This window comes from Mangrovivirga halotolerans (assembly GCF_026241165.1).
Lineage (GTDB): Bacteria > Bacteroidota > Bacteroidia > Cytophagales > Cyclobacteriaceae > Mangrovivirga > Mangrovivirga halotolerans.
Genome location: NZ_JAPFQN010000009.1, coordinates 125,566 through 142,442, shown reverse-complemented (window position 1 = coordinate 142,442; position 16,877 = coordinate 125,566). Strand labels below are relative to the sequence as shown.

The 16,877-nt window shown below is 36.2% G+C and carries 16 protein-coding genes and 1 tRNA gene; 7 read left to right on the top strand and 10 right to left on the bottom strand.

The features are described 5' to 3' along the window. Nucleotides 1-51 precede the first annotated feature (51 nt). The 3 genes from OO013_RS15620 to OO013_RS15610 form a co-directional block, all read right to left on the bottom strand. Complete coding sequence (locus OO013_RS15620) at nt 52-1,215, bottom strand: peroxiredoxin family protein (RefSeq protein ID WP_266057863.1); 1,164 nt, start codon at nt 1,213-1,215, stop codon at nt 52-54. 261 nt (nt 1,216-1,476) lie between these two features. Continuing rightward, a complete protein-coding gene (locus OO013_RS15615) occupies nt 1,477-1,656 on the bottom strand; it encodes a hypothetical protein (protein WP_266057862.1) in 180 nt (59 codons plus the stop codon). A 13-nt stretch (nt 1,657-1,669) separates the two neighbouring features. Beyond that, nucleotides 1,670-2,536, bottom strand: a complete 867-nt coding sequence (locus OO013_RS15610; protein ID WP_266057861.1) for a VOC family protein — start codon at nt 2,534-2,536, stop codon at nt 1,670-1,672. A gap of 457 nt (nt 2,537-2,993) precedes the next feature. Between OO013_RS15610 and OO013_RS15605 the strand changes: the two genes are divergently transcribed. The 4 genes from OO013_RS15605 (at nt 2,994) to OO013_RS15590 (ending at nt 5,949) form a co-directional block, all read left to right on the top strand. After that, nucleotides 2,994-3,713: a hypothetical protein gene (locus tag OO013_RS15605; RefSeq protein ID WP_266057860.1), complete on the top strand. Its 720-nt coding sequence runs from the start codon at nt 2,994-2,996 to the stop codon at nt 3,711-3,713. 64 nt (nt 3,714-3,777) lie between these two features. Next, complete coding sequence (locus tag OO013_RS15600; RefSeq protein WP_266057859.1) at nt 3,778-4,215, top strand: SRPBCC family protein; 438 nt, start codon at nt 3,778-3,780, stop codon at nt 4,213-4,215. 3 nt (nt 4,216-4,218) lie between these two features. Beyond that, nucleotides 4,219-5,211 carry a tetratricopeptide repeat protein gene (locus tag OO013_RS15595; RefSeq protein WP_266057858.1) on the top strand — a complete coding sequence of 331 codons (993 nt, stop codon included), beginning with the start codon at nt 4,219-4,221 and terminating at the stop codon, nt 5,209-5,211. Nucleotides 5,212-5,400: 189 nt separating this feature from the next. Then, nucleotides 5,401-5,949 carry an REP-associated tyrosine transposase gene (locus OO013_RS15590; protein WP_266057857.1) on the top strand — a complete coding sequence of 183 codons (549 nt, stop codon included), beginning with the start codon at nt 5,401-5,403 and terminating at the stop codon, nt 5,947-5,949. Nucleotides 5,950-6,495: 546 nt separating this feature from the next. Here the strand turns inward: OO013_RS15590 and OO013_RS15585 are convergent. The 5 genes from OO013_RS15585 to OO013_RS15565 form a co-directional block, all read right to left on the bottom strand. Next, nucleotides 6,496-6,864: a four helix bundle protein gene (locus tag OO013_RS15585; protein WP_266057856.1), complete on the bottom strand. Its 369-nt coding sequence runs from the start codon at nt 6,862-6,864 to the stop codon at nt 6,496-6,498. A 95-nt stretch (nt 6,865-6,959) separates the two neighbouring features. Continuing rightward, a tRNA-Thr gene (locus OO013_RS15580) sits at nt 6,960-7,033 on the bottom strand. Nucleotides 7,034-7,123: 90 nt separating this feature from the next. Next, nucleotides 7,124-9,136, bottom strand: a complete 2,013-nt coding sequence (locus OO013_RS15575) for a DUF349 domain-containing protein (RefSeq protein ID WP_266057855.1) — start codon at nt 9,134-9,136, stop codon at nt 7,124-7,126. A gap of 52 nt (nt 9,137-9,188) precedes the next feature. Continuing rightward, on the bottom strand, nt 9,189-9,767 hold the full coding sequence (locus tag OO013_RS15570) for a YqgE/AlgH family protein (protein WP_266057853.1): 579 nt from the start codon (nt 9,765-9,767) through the stop codon (nt 9,189-9,191). Between the two features lie 89 nt (nt 9,768-9,856). Beyond that, complete coding sequence (locus OO013_RS15565) at nt 9,857-10,441, bottom strand: MiaE family protein (protein ID WP_266057852.1); 585 nt, start codon at nt 10,439-10,441, stop codon at nt 9,857-9,859. Nucleotides 10,442-10,587: 146 nt separating this feature from the next. Between OO013_RS15565 and pdxH the strand changes: the two genes are divergently transcribed. Further along, nucleotides 10,588-11,226, top strand: a complete 639-nt coding sequence (gene pdxH / locus OO013_RS15560; protein ID WP_266057851.1) for a pyridoxamine 5'-phosphate oxidase — start codon at nt 10,588-10,590, stop codon at nt 11,224-11,226. Next, nucleotides 11,226-12,506 carry a glycosyltransferase family 2 protein gene (locus tag OO013_RS15555; RefSeq protein WP_266057850.1) on the top strand — a complete coding sequence of 427 codons (1,281 nt, stop codon included), beginning with the start codon at nt 11,226-11,228 and terminating at the stop codon, nt 12,504-12,506. The genes pdxH and OO013_RS15555 overlap by 1 nt, the downstream gene beginning before the upstream one ends. Here the strand turns inward: OO013_RS15555 and OO013_RS15550 are convergent. Beyond that, nucleotides 12,501-13,469, bottom strand: a complete 969-nt coding sequence (locus OO013_RS15550; RefSeq protein WP_266057849.1) for a YheT family hydrolase — start codon at nt 13,467-13,469, stop codon at nt 12,501-12,503. The genes OO013_RS15555 and OO013_RS15550 overlap by 6 nt on opposite strands. A 115-nt stretch (nt 13,470-13,584) precedes the next feature. Between OO013_RS15550 and OO013_RS15545 the strand changes: the two genes are divergently transcribed. Next, on the top strand, nt 13,585-15,978 hold the full coding sequence (locus OO013_RS15545) for a TonB-dependent receptor (RefSeq protein WP_266057848.1): 2,394 nt from the start codon (nt 13,585-13,587) through the stop codon (nt 15,976-15,978). A 129-nt stretch (nt 15,979-16,107) separates the two neighbouring features. Here the strand turns inward: OO013_RS15545 and OO013_RS15540 are convergent, their stop codons facing one another. Further along, nucleotides 16,108-16,872 (bottom strand): hypothetical protein, encoded by a 765-nt coding sequence (locus tag OO013_RS15540; RefSeq protein WP_266057847.1) that lies wholly within the window; start codon nt 16,870-16,872, stop codon nt 16,108-16,110. Nucleotides 16,873-16,877: the final 5 nt, after the last annotated feature.

Genomic DNA, 16,877 nt, shown 5'->3' with positions numbered 1-16,877 from the left:
CCCAGAACAAAAACATATATCTTTAGGTATCGCAAATTACAAGTACATATACTATAACAGCAATTCCTCAATTATTCTTGTAATTTCTTTATCTGTCTTTTCCGTTGTATATCCAATTACTACTTTTTTAATCACTCTGTCTTCATCAAGAATGAAAAAAACAGGTACTCCTTGAATCTTATATTGTTCACTGGTCTTCTTGTTGGATACCAAAAATCTGTAATTAAGTTCGTTTCTATCCTTATACCGACCAATTCCGGAAACATTATCACTCCAGGTTTCAACAGAAACCAGTTCAAAGTTTTTGTCTTTATATTCGTCTGCTAATTTTTTTAGAAATGGAATAGATTTATGGCAAGGTCCACAACCAATTCCTGTAAATTGAATTAATACTATTTTTTGTTTTATCTCATCTAATGAAATGCTATCCCCGTGAATTTCTTTGAGCTTCCAGGATGGTGCTTTTGTATTCTCAAGATCATATGTCTTATCCTTTCTGAATTCTCTACCCTTTATTTTAAAATCAGCAGAAATCTGTTGCATTGAACTGAATTCAAAATCAATGTGCTTTGATATGTTTATATCCTTACAAGTTTCCCAACTTGTCTGATGGGGCATTTTTCTCACAAATTTGTATGGCAGGAAGTTTTTATCTACCACTATAACATACCTTGATTTTTTCCCGTCAAATTGTTTTACAAATGGCTGCAGGCTTATAAATTCAACTATCTTATCCTTAAAAGAAATATCTATTTGAATGGAATCTTTATACTCAGTATATTTTACTTCAGCACTATCAATATTGTCTTGAGTATACTGAATCAATGATTTTATTTTTACGAAAAATGGAGCAATTGGTCTTCCATATCTTGAAGTAAAAGTATCAATCTTTACCACCCTGTTTTCCCAATCAAATTCTACCCCATAATTTCCATCATAGCAATACTCATACTGATTGTGGTCATCAATAGAAGATCGTGTAAAAGCCGCTCCTAAGATGGTATCTTTTGGATTTATAAACATTGATACAAATTTCTCAGTAGTATGGAAAACAGTTGTATCACCTGGGGCACTTCTTGAAGATTTGCTTAAATAAGTGGCTGTTTTAATCGTATCTAACCGTTGTAAAATCTGGCTTAAGGTTTCATTTTGTTTCTGACCATATATCAAACCTACGGTCATGAATAGCATTACAGAAAAAAATAATTTTGTCATGGTAAAAAAATGTTGCTCTTAGATAGAATATATAGAATTCTAATACTTCTTTATAATTAGCGCAATATATTATAAAGCAACTAAAATTCTATAAATTTTTATTAACTATCCGGTCTTGAATTAGAAGGCATTTAACAGCAGGTTAAACCAACCATACATGAGATAAACGTGTTAAACAGCTGCTTTGGCCATGTACATCACATGGTGTAAACGTGAAGTTTCTATTAATACTGATGCCCTTAGCTTTTAGTCAAATCAAACCTAAAATCTACCCCCGCTATAAAGATCTACATCCATATGAGGCCTTACCCTTGGACCATTAGGACCAAAATCCATACTTACTCCTGCACTGGTGCCCCATCTCATATTGGAACAACCACTTAGTGTAAGTATTATCAATAGAATAAATGCGAAGACTATTCTTTTCTTTTTAAATCTCATGACTGTTTTATTATTAATTTTCTATAGGCCATTCCTGAACTGTAAGTTGTGCTCCCAGGGGATCTATCAATACTGCCACTTTCCCATTTCTAATTCCTTTGTCCGGCTTCATCATAATATATGCTCCGGCTGCTTCCGCTTTTGCCACAACCTCGTCAACATTTTCTACTTTTATATACGGCATCCAGGCACTCCTTCCTTCTCGTATTGGATTTTTAATAACTCCGCTAAGTTTTTTGTCATCCCTGGAAAATATGTAGTATGGAGCTTTAGCCTGCTCTACCTTTTCTGCATTATATTGAACTAGTCCTTTATAAAAGTCAAGGGACGAGTCTAGATCTGTTGTCCAGAGTTCATTCCATAACCATCCGTTGTTCATACCCGGCCCGATCTCCGGATCACCAGTAGATGATCTTAACAAGGCTACAATAGCTCCCTGGGGATCCTGAACCAAAGCTGTTTTTCCCCTGCCGTTGAATTCAGAAATCTGAAATATGGTCTTGCCTCCTCTAACTTCATTATAAGTTACAGCGGCATTCAAATCCAGAACAGAAATAGATCCAAGCCATTCGCTTTTATCTCCATATTTCTCTGCCAGTTGAAAAATTCCTCCAATTGGTTTTCCTTGATTTTTTACCACATGGTAAAGATCATCACCACTGCCCAAAGTCTCAAATTCCCAACCAAAGACATCTCCATAAAACTTCATAGCCCCTGTTGGGTTTGACGTAGCAAGATCATGCCATACGAATTGACCAGGATGGTAATTCTCTGCATCAGTTTCTGATATTGCCGGATAAGTAATACTACTGCCACAGCCCCAGCCCAACATAACTAAAATTGAGAAACAAAAAGCTTTGTACATGTGATTAATATTCATGATAATCTGATTAAAATTCCCCTAAATTCCAGGTTGTAACAAATGATTTATATTAAATAGAAACCCATTCTTTTTATATCCCAAAGCCGGTTATTATTTAAAATCCTGCTCTGTATCTATTAATGAATTTCTTATTATTGAATTTGATTATTATTTAAAATAATAAATTTAAGACAAATTTTCGGCATTTTCTGGTGTAATTATTTCAACAAAATATTAATAACGGTTTCGAATATATATTAACATGAAGTCACTAATATTTTTGTTAATAATCATTCCTTAATATTCACATATTCTATCTATTGTTTAATTTTTTAATCCCCACACTTTATCGAAATACTTTACGGATAGGAAATTTTGATACAGGACACCGGCATCAGCTATCAATTCTTCATTAAAATCAATTTGATAATCAAATAGTTAGGCCGTATATTATCCTAAAACATCCAATCAAATAATGTCCAACGATTCTATCTACATTAGTAAGAGATTTTACAAAAACTCATTCCTATTTCTATCATTGGGATTATTGGCAGTGATCATTGGTTTTTCACAATCAGTCACTTCAAGGTTTTCTACTTTTACATGGGTATATCATGTACATGGAATTAGTGCAACGCTCTGGATGATCTTACTAATAATCCAACCTCTAACCTATCGGTTTGACAAACTAAAAGCTCACCGGATTATTGGCTGGACTTCTTTGATTCTCGTACCTGTCATCGTCGTTGCAGGCTCAATAATGATGAAAAATATGATTCTTAATCAGGATAATTATCCTCCTCAAACTGTCTATAAACTTGCTTTTATCGATGCAACTACCCTGGTCGCATTTATAGGTTTTTATTCCCTGGGTATATACTATAGAAAAAAATTAAAATTGCATGCCCGATTTATGGTCTGCACCATATTTGCTCCACTAATACCTGCATTGACCAGAGTTTTCTTCGTTTTAAATCTTGCCGGCGGTTTTAATTCAGCTCTGACTTACTCCTACCTCGTGATTGAGTTAGCTATTCTAATTATATTATTCAGGGAAAGGAAGGCCACAGAAATAAAATTCACCTATCTTCCGGCACTAATATTCATTATTGTCCAGCATTTGCTTATGTATGATGCCAATAATTGGGACTGGTGGATACATTTCATGGATTATTATGCAGGGACCAATGTTTAATTGGGAAAATAATAAAATAGTAGGCTATATTGATTAATTTATAGGATAATTACCACCAGGGATTATGAAATATATGATTGAAAAAACTATTAACAAGCCCCTACATGAAGTTGTAGCGAAATTTGATAACCCTGACAATATGGATAAATGGATGGACGGGTTAAAAAGTTATGAGCATATTAGCGGAACACCCGGAGAAGAAGGAGCAAAAGCTAAATTAGTATTTAATATGAATAGCCGGGAAATTGAAATGATTGAAACAATTACAAGAAGAAATCTACCAGATGAATTTTCCGGAACTTATGTTGCCAATGGAGTAGTCAACAAGAATACTCATCGATTTCAGAAGATCTCGGAAAATAAAACCAGATATATTTCTGAACAGGAATTCCAATTAAAAGGCTTTATGAAATTGATGGGATGGTTTATGCCAGGTAGCTTTAAAAGACAAACTGCAAGGTATATGGACAGCTTTAAAAATTTCGTTGAATCAACAAATTAAATTATGACTGACAAATTACCGGCTGAATACCTTGAATTCATAGATAATAATTCAAAAAATGGTTTTAAAATATTCTTTAAGATCGAGGACTGGAACTTTTGGCCTATAGATGAGGCTGTAAGAAGAACAGAAGACTTGATACGAGACCACATTCTTGATAAGGATGAGTTTGCCATTGCAGATAATGAGGACGGGCAGTATTTATTTTATAAAACAACCCATCAGCCACCACATAATATTTTCATGGCTGATGAAAGTTTTGGCAAACCGTTTTTTACATTTTCAATTAAAGATTTTGAATTATTCGAAAAGACGAATGAATTGATCTCCGAGACCAATAGTAATAATTATAAATCTGCAGATATTTCGGCTATAAAAGATCATCCCGGGTCAGTTTATTGGTATGCCTTCAGTTTGATGACTTCCCCTTACGATGATGACTATTCTGAAGAACTAAATGAATATGCAGCTGAATTGTTAAAAGAAGCAGCTGAAGCCGGGCATCCGGAGGCCGCTGCTGAACTGGCTGATTATTATTCTTTTCAGGATGATATTGACATTGAAGAGGTAATTAAATGGAGAAAGAGATCAATAGAATTAGGTGACCAGGATGAGAAATATGAGTTAGCTGATTTTATTATCGATAATAAACCCGAAGACATCACGTTTGCTACTTCCCTATTAGAAGAGTTAACCCGGAATGAACGATTTTCAGACAGAGCTTATTTAAAATTATCAAAGATCTACATGTCTGAAGATAATGGATCTCACGATCCCCAAAAAGCTATTGATGCAGTAAACAAAGCCATTGAACTGGGTAATTTCGTTGCCAAAGCTGACCTGGCCTTCTATTACTATAATGGACTGGGAGTTGATCAGGATAAAAAGAAGGCATTGGAATTACTCATTGAAGCCAATAAGGAAGCAAGAAAAAAGATGGGTGACGAACCGTGGAACGAAGTCATTGATCACATAAAGAAAGAAATTGAAAGCTAAAAAGTAGCTGTTCGACATTTGCAATGTCGTACTGTTATCATAGGATTTGTAATCCATCGGCCTTGTTTAGCGAAGCGTAACGAGGTTGTTATTGAGACCAGCGTTTGTAACGCTGTTTTTTAAACGTTTATATTTTCCTGAATAATTTATTAGATCTTAAATTTAGATCGGTAAGGAATATAAATATTAATGTCTGGAGATAGATATAAGATTACTGATCAAAACGGAATTCATTTTTGCACAATCACTGTAGTGGATTGGATTGATATATTTACAAGAATGGAATATAGAGATATTATTGTTGAATCTCTTAAATATTGTATTTCGTCTAAAGGATTAGAATTATATAGCTGGGTTATAATGTCTAATCATATCCATTTAATTGGATCGGTATCTCCCCCACATAAATTTTCTAATTTCCTAAGAGATTTCAAGAAGTTCACTTCAAAAGAAATTGTTAAAGAGATTAATAGAATTAATGAAAGCAGAAGAGAATGGTTATTAGATAGATTTAGTTTTCAGGCAAGAAAGACTCAAAGGGCCAGGAATTATAAAATATGGAAAGATTCCAATCATTGTATTGAAATTGATTCTTCTATAGATATTTGGGAAAAGATTCATTATATCCATGAAAACCCTCTTAGAAATGGCTTGGTAGATGAGCCAGAAGATTATCGATACAGCAGTGCACGAGACTATATCAATTCTAATGGTTTATTAGATATAATTGTTATTTAAATGGCGATAAAATCGCCAACCTCACACATCCTCGTTGCAAACGAGGACGATTGTTTCTCTGTAGGCCAAATATTTAAATTTTGTTCCATCGACCTTGTTTAGCGAAGCGTAACGAGGTTGTTATTGAGACCAGCGTTTGTAACGCTGCTTTTCATACTTGATCCTTTCTTATGACTACATTCCAGGCAATACAATTGCCCTTCTCACACATCCTCGTTGCAAACGAGGACGATTGTTTCTCTGTAGGCCAAATATTTAAAATTTGTTCCATCGACCTTGTTTAGCGAAGCGTAACGAGGTTGTTATTGAGACCAGCGTTTGTAACGCTGCTTTTCATTCTTGATCCTTTCTTATGACTACATTCCAGGCAATACAATTGCCCTTCTCACACATCCTCGTTGCAACCGAGGACGATTAAAATCAAACATTTCGAAGTGTGAAGTTTGAGGTTGATAGTGTGAAGAAATAAAAAAAGAGGCCGAATTTCGCTCTCGCTTCTTTCGTCCTCTTTTCTTATTTTGTGAGCCCCCAGTCGGATTATTACTATTATTTTTTCATCAGCTTACCATTAGTATCAAATCTCTTGATCATCGCAAACAACATTCTTGACAACTCCTCCAACTGAGATAAATGCATATCATATTTTGATTTATCTATTTTACCTGAATCATATAAGTACTCCAAAACTGCCACACATTCAAAAGCACTTCCTCTTGAAATAACTGCATAATGTTTCTTCTCTTTTAAACTAAACCTGGAGCTTCCTTCTGCAATATTTAATATGATACTTAATGAAGCCCTTTTTAATTGATCGTTTACTGATCTGTGAAATTTATTCTGCTCTAACAATTCATCGATTCCCTGGACAAACAATTTACCCTTTTGGTAAACAGTTAATTTTTGAAAGTCAAACATTGGTAAGTGTGAAGTTTGAGGTTGATAGTGTGAAGAAATAAAAAAAGAGGCCGAATTTCGCTCTCGCTTCTTTCGTCCTCTTTTCTTATTTTATGAGCCCCCAGTCGGATTCGAACCAACGACCTACTGATTACAAGTCAGTTGCTCTGGCCAGCTGAGCTATGGGGGCGTTCCTTGTTGCTCAAATGCGATGCAAATATATGTAAGCTATTCTTAACTGACCAACCTTTTTTTTAAAAAAATTTAAGTATTTTTTTCATCAATCAGGATTAGCCTCATTTTCAAGATCTTGCAATACACGAAGCTGTTCCTTTAATTCTATAATCTTTTCTTCAGCTTGTTCGATCTTATCTTCAAAGTCTTTTAACAACTTATCTGCTGTCTTTGAAGAAGCAAAAAATGACATATTATTTTTCCAATTAACAATGTCATCCTGTAGCTTACTGATCTGTCTTCTGATCGCCCCTTCTTTTCTGACCATCTTTCTCTCAGCTTTATCACCCTTCATATTTCCAAAGCGAGCAACCATCTTGACTCTGGCAGCCTCCTCTGAATCTATTTCTGTGCTTTCATCGAGATACTGGTCAATAGCATGAATAAATTTATCTAGAGTAGCTTTAATATCTTTCTTTGGAACAAAGCCAATCTCAAAAAAGTCATCCATTTTATCTTCAAGCTTATCTATGTCATTGAGATCTTTCTCCCTCATATCATGGATCTCAGAAATTACCTTTTCTTTAGCTTCAAGATTCTTTTCGTAATTCTGGTCAAACTGTTTGTTTTGCTCTCTCCTGTTTTGGAAAAAGGTATCACAAGCGGCTTTGAATTTCTTAAATACTTCTTCTCTTACCTTTTGGGGAACAGGACCGACTTTTTTCCACTCTGCCTGTAGCTTTTTCATCTCTGCAGCTGTCTGTTGCCAATCAGTGCTATCCTTTAATTCTTCTGCCCTGGTAACGAGATCTTCTTTAAGCTTAAGATTTTCTTTTCTTTCTTTTTCAAGTTCTTTAAAGAATTTACCCTTACTGTTAAAAAAGGATTTAAAAGATCCCCAGAATTCTTTATTTACTTCCTTGGCTTTATTTCTAGGCATACCACCAATAGAATCCCATTCTTTCTGTATTGCCAGAATTTCTTTGGTCTTAGCATTCCAGTCGTTAATCCTGTCTGAACTAAACTCAGCAAAAGGCTTAACTTTCTCTACCAATGCAAGCTTCTTTTCCAGGTTTTCGCTAAGATCTTTTTTAAGCTGCTCAACATAATCTTTACGACGCATGTAAACCTTATCAGAAGCAGCTTTAAATCGAGTCCAAAGGTCTTCCTGAACCTCTTTTGGAACCGGCCCTACATGCTTATATTCTTCGTGAAGTTCATTTAGCTCTGCTATAGCATCTTTCAGAATCTCTACAGTCTCAAGTGCTTCTGCCCTTTTGATAAGATCTTCCTTGAGCGTCTGATTTCTCTTTCTATCAAGCTCTTTAAGCTCAAAGTAAATACTTCTGTTATCGTAGAAGCGGTCGATTAATGCATTATAATTTGCCCAGAGTGATTTTGCTGATCCTCCAGGTACCGGACCAACCTCTTTCCACTCTGTTTGAATTTCTTTTAACTTATTGATGCTAACATTGGTCTCTTCACTGTCAACGATCTCTCTTAATCTCTCAAGAATCTCATTCTTCTTATCAAGGTTTTTTTGCTTTTGCTCTTTTTGAGAACGGTAATGCTTAGACCTGCGGTCTTTAAGTAACTGAACTGTCGCATCAAATTCCTCAGTTACCTTGTCATATTTATAATCAAAGCCGTCTTCTTCTCCACCCTCTTCAATAAATTTATCCAACGCTTCCTGTCGTTCTTTATCTTTATATTCTTCATAGATAGGAACAACTTCTTTGAGAACACGACCTATTTTAGCCATATTATCAATTGCTGAAAGATCTTTTACTACTTTAAGTAGCTCTTCCTTTGAAAGATTGTGATAATCAATCTCCTCTTCGTGATCATCATCTTCCTCTTCATGATCATCATCGTGATCATCATCCTCATCCTGATCATCAGAATTTTCCGGTTGATCTGATGCAGAAGAATCCGTTTCTTCTTTCTTACTTTCTGAAACGGGCTCCTCTTTCTGCTTTTCTTCAGATTCGGGAATTTCCTTCTCTTCTTCTTTTTGATCTTCAGCTTTAGTTTCTAACGGACTCTCCTGAGTCTCATTCACAGGATTCTCTTGTTTTGAATCCTCACCAGCTAGCTCATTTTTTTCTTTATCTGTCATGACAGTGTTATTATTCTATAAAACCACTTCCCCCAAAATTATAAAATCCAGCTTAATTTAATCTCGGGTCTTGTGGATAATTTGCAAACATCTTAAATTCTCCCCCCATCTTCTTCAAAATATTCCCCCAGATCTGATCAGAATCGTGATTAAATACGATCTCTGGATCTGTTTCATCTGAAACGATCCAGGATGTTTCTTCAAGTTCCCTTTTGAGTTGTCCTTCAGACCATCCTGAATAGCCAATAAAAAACTTAAAGTCTTCATCCAGGTATATACCAGATCTCAATAAAGCAACTACCTGTTCAAAATTACCACCCCAAAAAATACCGTTTCCAAGGGGAACAGCTTCATCTACAAGATCCGGCCTTCGATGGATAAAGTGTAGAGTATCTTGCTGAACCGGCCCTCCTACATATAGCGGAATATCAATAGCCGTTTCTTCATCTAGTACTTCACTTAATGTTAAGATCGAAGGTTTATTGAGAACAAATCCAAAAGATCCATCATCATTATTCTCACACAACAATACCACCGAACGTTCAAAATTCGGATCCGGAAGGAAGGGTTCCGATAAGAGAAAAGAACCTTTTTCCGGATTAACTGATCCTGGTTTGGGGAAGAATTCCATAATTATCTTTTCATTACTTTTATTATAATCTTATTAAAGAGCTATTACTTTTAATTTAACCATATTTTTTTGATATAATCAATAATATCCTAATGTAAAGCTGCCCGTATTGGTAATTCTTTTAATATTTCTCCTTCTATTTTATTGAGTTCATCAAGCCTTGCATAAACCTCATCCTCAGGAAAATACAGCAACGCCATCTTAACGAAAATATTACCATGTTTAGCCTCAGAGGCCCATAATCGATGATAAAAACTCTTCAACTCTCCTTCGGGAAGTGCCTCATAAATCAATCTGAATCTCTCAGCTCCTCTGCATTCGATAATGGAAGCCAGTAATAATCGATCTCTGAACCTCTCCTCTCTCCCACTATGACATTTGTCAACTAATTTTTTAACGTAAATATCCTGACTTATTTGATGGGGCAGCTGTATATTTCGTTTTTCCATTACTTTATATACATCCTGGAAATGCTCAAGTTCTTCAATTGCCGTCTCGATCAACTCGGGAATTATTTCAGTCCTGTTTGGATATTTTGCCACCAGACTCATTGCCATAGACGAAGCTTTCCGCTCACAATTAGCGTGGTCCTGTAAAAATGAATCAAAATCATTCATGACAGCATCAACCCATTCCTGGCTGCTTTCCACAGATACCTCTAAACTTAACTTCATTTGTATTAAAAGATATTTAGATATTATTTTTGTCCAGCCTAAAACAAATCAGTTATTATTAAACAAACAAAGAATAATTGATTTTATATTGGTGATTTACAAAGGTATTCTCAATTTTACCCCTCTATAACAAGAATTCGTTTATCATGGATATAGCTGACATCAGAAAAGAGTATTCAAGACATTCTCTTAATATTGATGGCGTTGACAAAGACGCTGTAAAGCAATTTGAAAAGTGGTTTGAAGAAGCTGCAAAATCGGAGGTTCTCGAACCGAATGCAATGTCATTATCAACGATTACTGCTGATGGCAGACCATCATGCAGAATTGTTCTCCTGAAAGGTATCTCTGATGGAGGGTTTGAATTCTTTACTAATTATCAAAGCAAAAAAGGTCTGGAGATAGACGAAAACCCCTGGGTAGCACTAACATTCTTCTGGGGAGAACTGGAAAGACAGGTCAGAATCGAAGGTATTGCTGAGAGACTTACTGAAAAAGAATCTGAAGAATATTTTAACAGCAGGCCTGAAGGCAGCAAGATCGGAGCCTGGGTGTCACCTCAATCTCAACCTATTGCCAGCAGGGATATTCTCGATGAACGTCATGAACAGGTCAAACACAAATTTGAAGGGAAAACTGTGACTAAACCCAAACAATGGGGTGGATATAGGGTTAAACCCGTCATGCTAGAATTCTGGCAGGGAAGACCAAACCGTCTCCATGACCGAATTTCTTATAATCTTCAAAAAGACTTTACCTGGAAAATAACGAGACTGGCTCCCTGATGAAGGTTGAAAAAACGTTTTCAACATACCTGAACAGATATGCTACTGATGATTATCAGATAGAAGAAAAAATCCCTGAAGACACTGATGCTATAGTTGTTTTACCTTCTTTTTTTGAGGAAGGCCTTTTAAAAAGTCTTCAGTCTCTTGCTGATAACATTACTAATTTTACTGTTTGTGTTTTTGTTGTTATCAATGAACCAGAAAGCACAGATGATAAGATTGCACAGTTTCATAAAGAGCAATTTGAACAACTGAAATCCTGGATTAAAAAGAATGAAAGTCATAATCTGCATTTCTTTCCGGGTAATATCTGCAAAATAAGAAATAAGATCGCTGGTGTAGGCATGGCCAGGAAAGCAGGTATGGATGAAGCATTCAGACAACTGCAAAACATCAACAACCTTACAGCTCCCATAATCTGTTTTGATGCAGATGCTACTTGTCAGAACAATTACCTGGAATGTGTAATAAGCTATTTTAAAGACCACCCTAAATCCCCCGGTGCCTCCATTGCTTTCGAACACCCACTTACAGATAATGATCTGATCAATAAAGGAATAATCCTTTACGAAAGCCATCTGCATTATTATATAGCAGCTTTAAGATATGCTGAATATCCTTACGCATATCATACAGTGGGGAGCAGTATGGCCTGCAGAGCAGATGCTTATGCCACCATTGGTGGTATGAACAAACGTAAAGCCGGAGAGGATTTTTACTTTTTACATCGAGTAATCCCAATGGGGAATTACGGGCAGGTCCACAATACAAGGATTTTTCCTGAAGCCCGAATTTCTGACAGGGTGCCTTTCGGAACGGGCAGGGCAATGATCGAATTCACTAATGGAAAGGAAATTGAGACTTATTGTCCTGAGATCTTTTATATTTTAAGGCCATTATTCGAAATACTCAATAGCGGAAATGTCATAAGTGATTTTCATTTGAACCATCTGAAGGATATTCTTCATCCGGCTTTAATGGAATATCTTAGAGAAAATGATCTGATAGAAAAAATCAAAACAGCATCAACTGGTGCTAAAAACAATCATTCTCGTTTTAAAAAATATTATGAGGTTTTTGATGGTTTAACAGTCTTAAAGATTGTCCATCATTTAACAGACCATTATTATCAAAAAGTTCCGGTAGAAAGTGCTTCAAAATTTATTTTTCAAAAACACTATAAACTGAAGGAAATACCAATAGAGCCATTTGAAATACTTAAAACCTGGCGAGTTCTGTTTTATAATGAAGAGTACTCAATGCCTTTTGACTCATAAGATCTCCTGAACAAATTGCAGTGCTCTTCTTTCAGACCAGGTATATTCATCTCCTCTTTGCATAAACCCTACGTGTCCTCCGGTTTCTGGAGTTTCCAGAAAAAAATAAGTATGGCTTTCTGCCAATTTATAAGGGTAGCATGAATCAGAAAGGATTGGATCATTCTTTGCATTCACTAATAAAGATGGCACTTTTATCCCTTCAATAAAATTACCACAAGAGGCATTCTCATAAAATTCATCAACAGATCCGAAACCACTTATATTAGCGGTATAATGAGCATCAAAATCCTGAAAGTTTTTCACTTCATCAATTTTATTGAGGTCGATGAGCCCGTCAAACTGGTCTTTTTTTAATAAGAGTTTGTTTTTTAATTTATTTAAGAAACGCTTGCGATAAAAACCATTCCCTTTTTTATTCAGAGTCAGGCTACTTCCTCTCAGATCTGTAGGCACACTAAAAGCTATCACTCCCTTTAGATCCTTAATTTTCTCTTCCCGGTCTTCTCCAGCGTACTTTAAGCTCATAGCCCCTCCCATACTTAAGCCTGCAAGAATAATATTTTTGTTATTATAAAGTCTGCTAACCTCTTCAAGTACATAATGAAGATCATCGGTATCGCCATGATGATACAAACGCGGTAGCCGGTTTATTTCCCCACTGCAGCTTCTGCAATTCCAGGCACAGACATCAATGCCATTTTTAAAAAATAATTTAGCCAGCCCCATCACATACGGCCGATCAGAGCTTCCTTCAAGACCATGAGAAATTACGAGAATACTATCTTTTCTTTTGTCATGGAGAAGAAAATCAAGATCCAGAAAATCCCCATCCTGCAATTCAAGTCTCTTCCGTTCATAATTCACATCACTAACTTTCCTGAATGCAGATGGTATAATCGTTTCCAGATGCGAATTGATTAAATAGAATGGTTTCTTATAGTTGGATTTGATTAAAGGCATAAATTCTCTAACGGCTTATATCCAAAGTTATTAACGGCTTATGAAATTGACACTAATAATTGAAAATTTTACGTAACATTCGGTTGACAACCTCTTTTTATAGATATTTGTGTATATGAAAAAAGCATTTTTTGCCCTTGCATATATTATTTTATTTGCATCAACACCTGTTTTTTCACAGAATGTCAAAACCATAAATAAAGAAACCGGACTACCGGTTCAGGGTGTATCTATTACTTCTGTAGACGGATCCAACCAGGTGATCACTGATGAGTCAGGTATAGCAGATTTGTCTGTTTTCAATCAAGATGATCTGCTTAATATTAACCATTCATCTTATTACCCAGTGACCCTGACTAAGCAGGACATGCTTCAGGGAAATAAAGTTATATCCCTGGAAGAAAAGGTTATCAAGATCGATGAGGTGGTGATCTCAGCCAACAAATGGGAACAACCAAAATCAGATGTTCCTCAGCAGATGGCATCGATAGATGCTCAGGACATAATGGATACACAACCGCAGACCAGTGCAGATATGCTTGCGGCCACTGGCCAGGTTTTTGTCCAGAAAAGTCAGCTGGGAGGTGGTAGCCCAATGATAAGGGGTTTTGCTGCCAATTCAGTTCTTTTGATAGTTGATGGAGTAAGAATGAATAATGCGATCTTCAGAAGTGGTAATCTTCAAAATGTACTTAATATTGACCCGCTATCTTTACAAAGTGCTGAGGTTATATTTGGACCGGGATCTGTTATTTACGGTTCTGATGCACTGGGAGGAGTTATGGATTTCCATACAATCAACCCGGAATTCAGTATAGAAGGGACGAAGATCTCAGGAAGTGTTTCCGGAAGATACAGTACCGCTAATAATGAAAAGACAGGTCATCTTTCTTTGAATATTGCTGGTAAAAAACTGGCTTCTTTTACTTCTTTATCTTATTCTGACTTTGACGACCTTCGGGCAGGAGCAAATTATCCTGATGGATATGAGAGTTTTTTTAAAAGAGATTGGTATGTTAAACCTGCTGCTGATGCAAATGATGAAATCATTATAAACCCTGATCCCGAAAAGCAGATTCCCTCGGCATATGATCAGTATTCTTTCATTCAAAAATTCAAACTTAAAGTTTCTGACCGTATCGATGCAGGAATAAATTTTTACTATAGTTCTACCAGTGATATACCACGCTATGACAGACTGATCCTTGAAGATAATGGTAATCCTGAAAATGCAGAATGGTATTACGGTCCTCAGCAATGGATGATGAATAGCCTTAAACTAACATTTAATACACCTAATTCTGCTTTTGACAGGTTAAAACTCACATTAGCGTACCAGGATTATGAAGAAAGCAGAAATGACCGGAAATTTCAAAACGAAAGCCTGAGGACAAGAACTGAAAATGTAAAAGCATACTCAGTAAATGCTGAATTCGAAAAGAATTTTGAAAAATGGGCTTTATACTATGGCCTTGAATACTTCCATAATGATGTATTTAGTGACGCGATCAGAAAAAATATCATTAGCGGAGAAACCACACCTACCTCCACCAGATATCCTTCTGAAGGTTCTGATTATTTATCTGCAGCTATTTATTCATTTGCTAAATATCATCTCTCTGATCAATTACTCATTAATGCAGGACTGAGATATACTTATATTGAAACGACTGTTAATTTTGGAGATATAGGTCTTCCTTCCGATGGATTTACTAATAAAAATGGTGCATTAACAGGTTCTACCAGCCTGGTATTCCAACCCAATGATATTCACAATCTTAGTATAAGCTACGGATCAGGATTCAGAGCCCCGAATGTAGATGATGCTGCTAAAGTATTTGATTCAGAACCCGGGAATGTCGTTGTGCCAAATCCGGATCTCGAACCAGAATATAACCATAGTTTCGAATTCGGATATAAGGCTTATAATCCTGATAAATTCACTTTTGAATTTGCTGCTTTTTATAGCATCCTTGTCAATGCAATGGAACGCAGAGATTTTACATTCAAGGGAGAAGATTTCATCACCTACGACGGCACCTTAAGCAGAGTTCAGGCAGAAGTAAATGTCGGAAAAGCCGAAATTTATGGAGTATCCTTAAATGGATCATACCTGATCAATGAAAATTTCTCACTGGCTAGTACTTTAACTATTTCTGACGGCGAAACCTCCGATGGCAAACCTGTAAGACATGTTGTCCCGCTATTTGGAAGGACGTCATTACGTTATGACCGGTCTGAATGGGATATTTTTATAGATATGAGATACCAGGGAGGAATCGACTTTCAGGATTTAGCTCCATCAGAACAAAACAAAACCCATCTTTATACTGAGGATGGAGCATTAGGTTGGGTCACGATTAATTTGGGAGGTTCTGTGAATATTTTGAATAGCCTGATTGTTAATGCCGGTCTGGAAAATCTGGCAGATCTTCATTACCGCCCTTATTCTTCAGGAATCAGTGCCCCTGGCAGAAATTTTTATCTTGGTTTAAGGTATTTATTTTAAATACAATAGAGGCTAATTAAAGCCTCTATTGATCACAATTTTCTTCCTTCTTCATAAAGATCACGCAGGCAGGTTTTTAACAGATAATCCTTATGAATAACATTCAATGTTAAAAGGAAGAAAAATTATTTAATTATTTTTTGCTCCTGCATCTATCCAGCACACAATATCATCTCTTTGTTGCTGAGTAAGATCATATCCAGAGTTTTGCGGAGGCATAATCCCAGTACTTACTCGCTGCCTGATATTACTTGCATTAGCTTGTATATCATTATAATTGGCGAAAACAACTCTACCTGTACCCGCTACATGGCAACCAGGCACAGCACAATTATTCTGTATTAAAGGCTCAACATCGGAGTTAAAGGAAATTGACGCATCAATATTAAAACTTACCGTTGCTGAACAACCATTATTATCAGTTATTGTTGCAGTATAATCTCCAAATGTCAAACTATTAAACGAACCGGTCTGATTTGTAGAGCCACCCACATCATAAGTATATGGTTCGGTGCCTCCTGAAGCAGAAAGAGATACGGAACCATTGTCCACATCACAATCTGAAGGTGTAGTCTGATCGAGTGATGCAGTCAGGCCACTTTCAGAAGGAATAGTAACATTTGCAGTCGATTCGCAACCATCTTCAGCAACCAGAACCAGTTCATAAATACCGGCGGACAAACTTGTAACTGTTGATGAAACTGCAACACTTTGACCTCCTACAGACATGGATACAATTTGCTTTCCAGGGGTAGTGGACCACTCGAAAGATCCATCTTCTGCATCACAATTTGCCGGCATCGTATTATTTATTGTGATATCAAAAGGTTCTTCACAACTACCTCCCGGAGCAGGATTCTTCTCTGACTTACAACCAATTATGATTGCTGTCATTAATA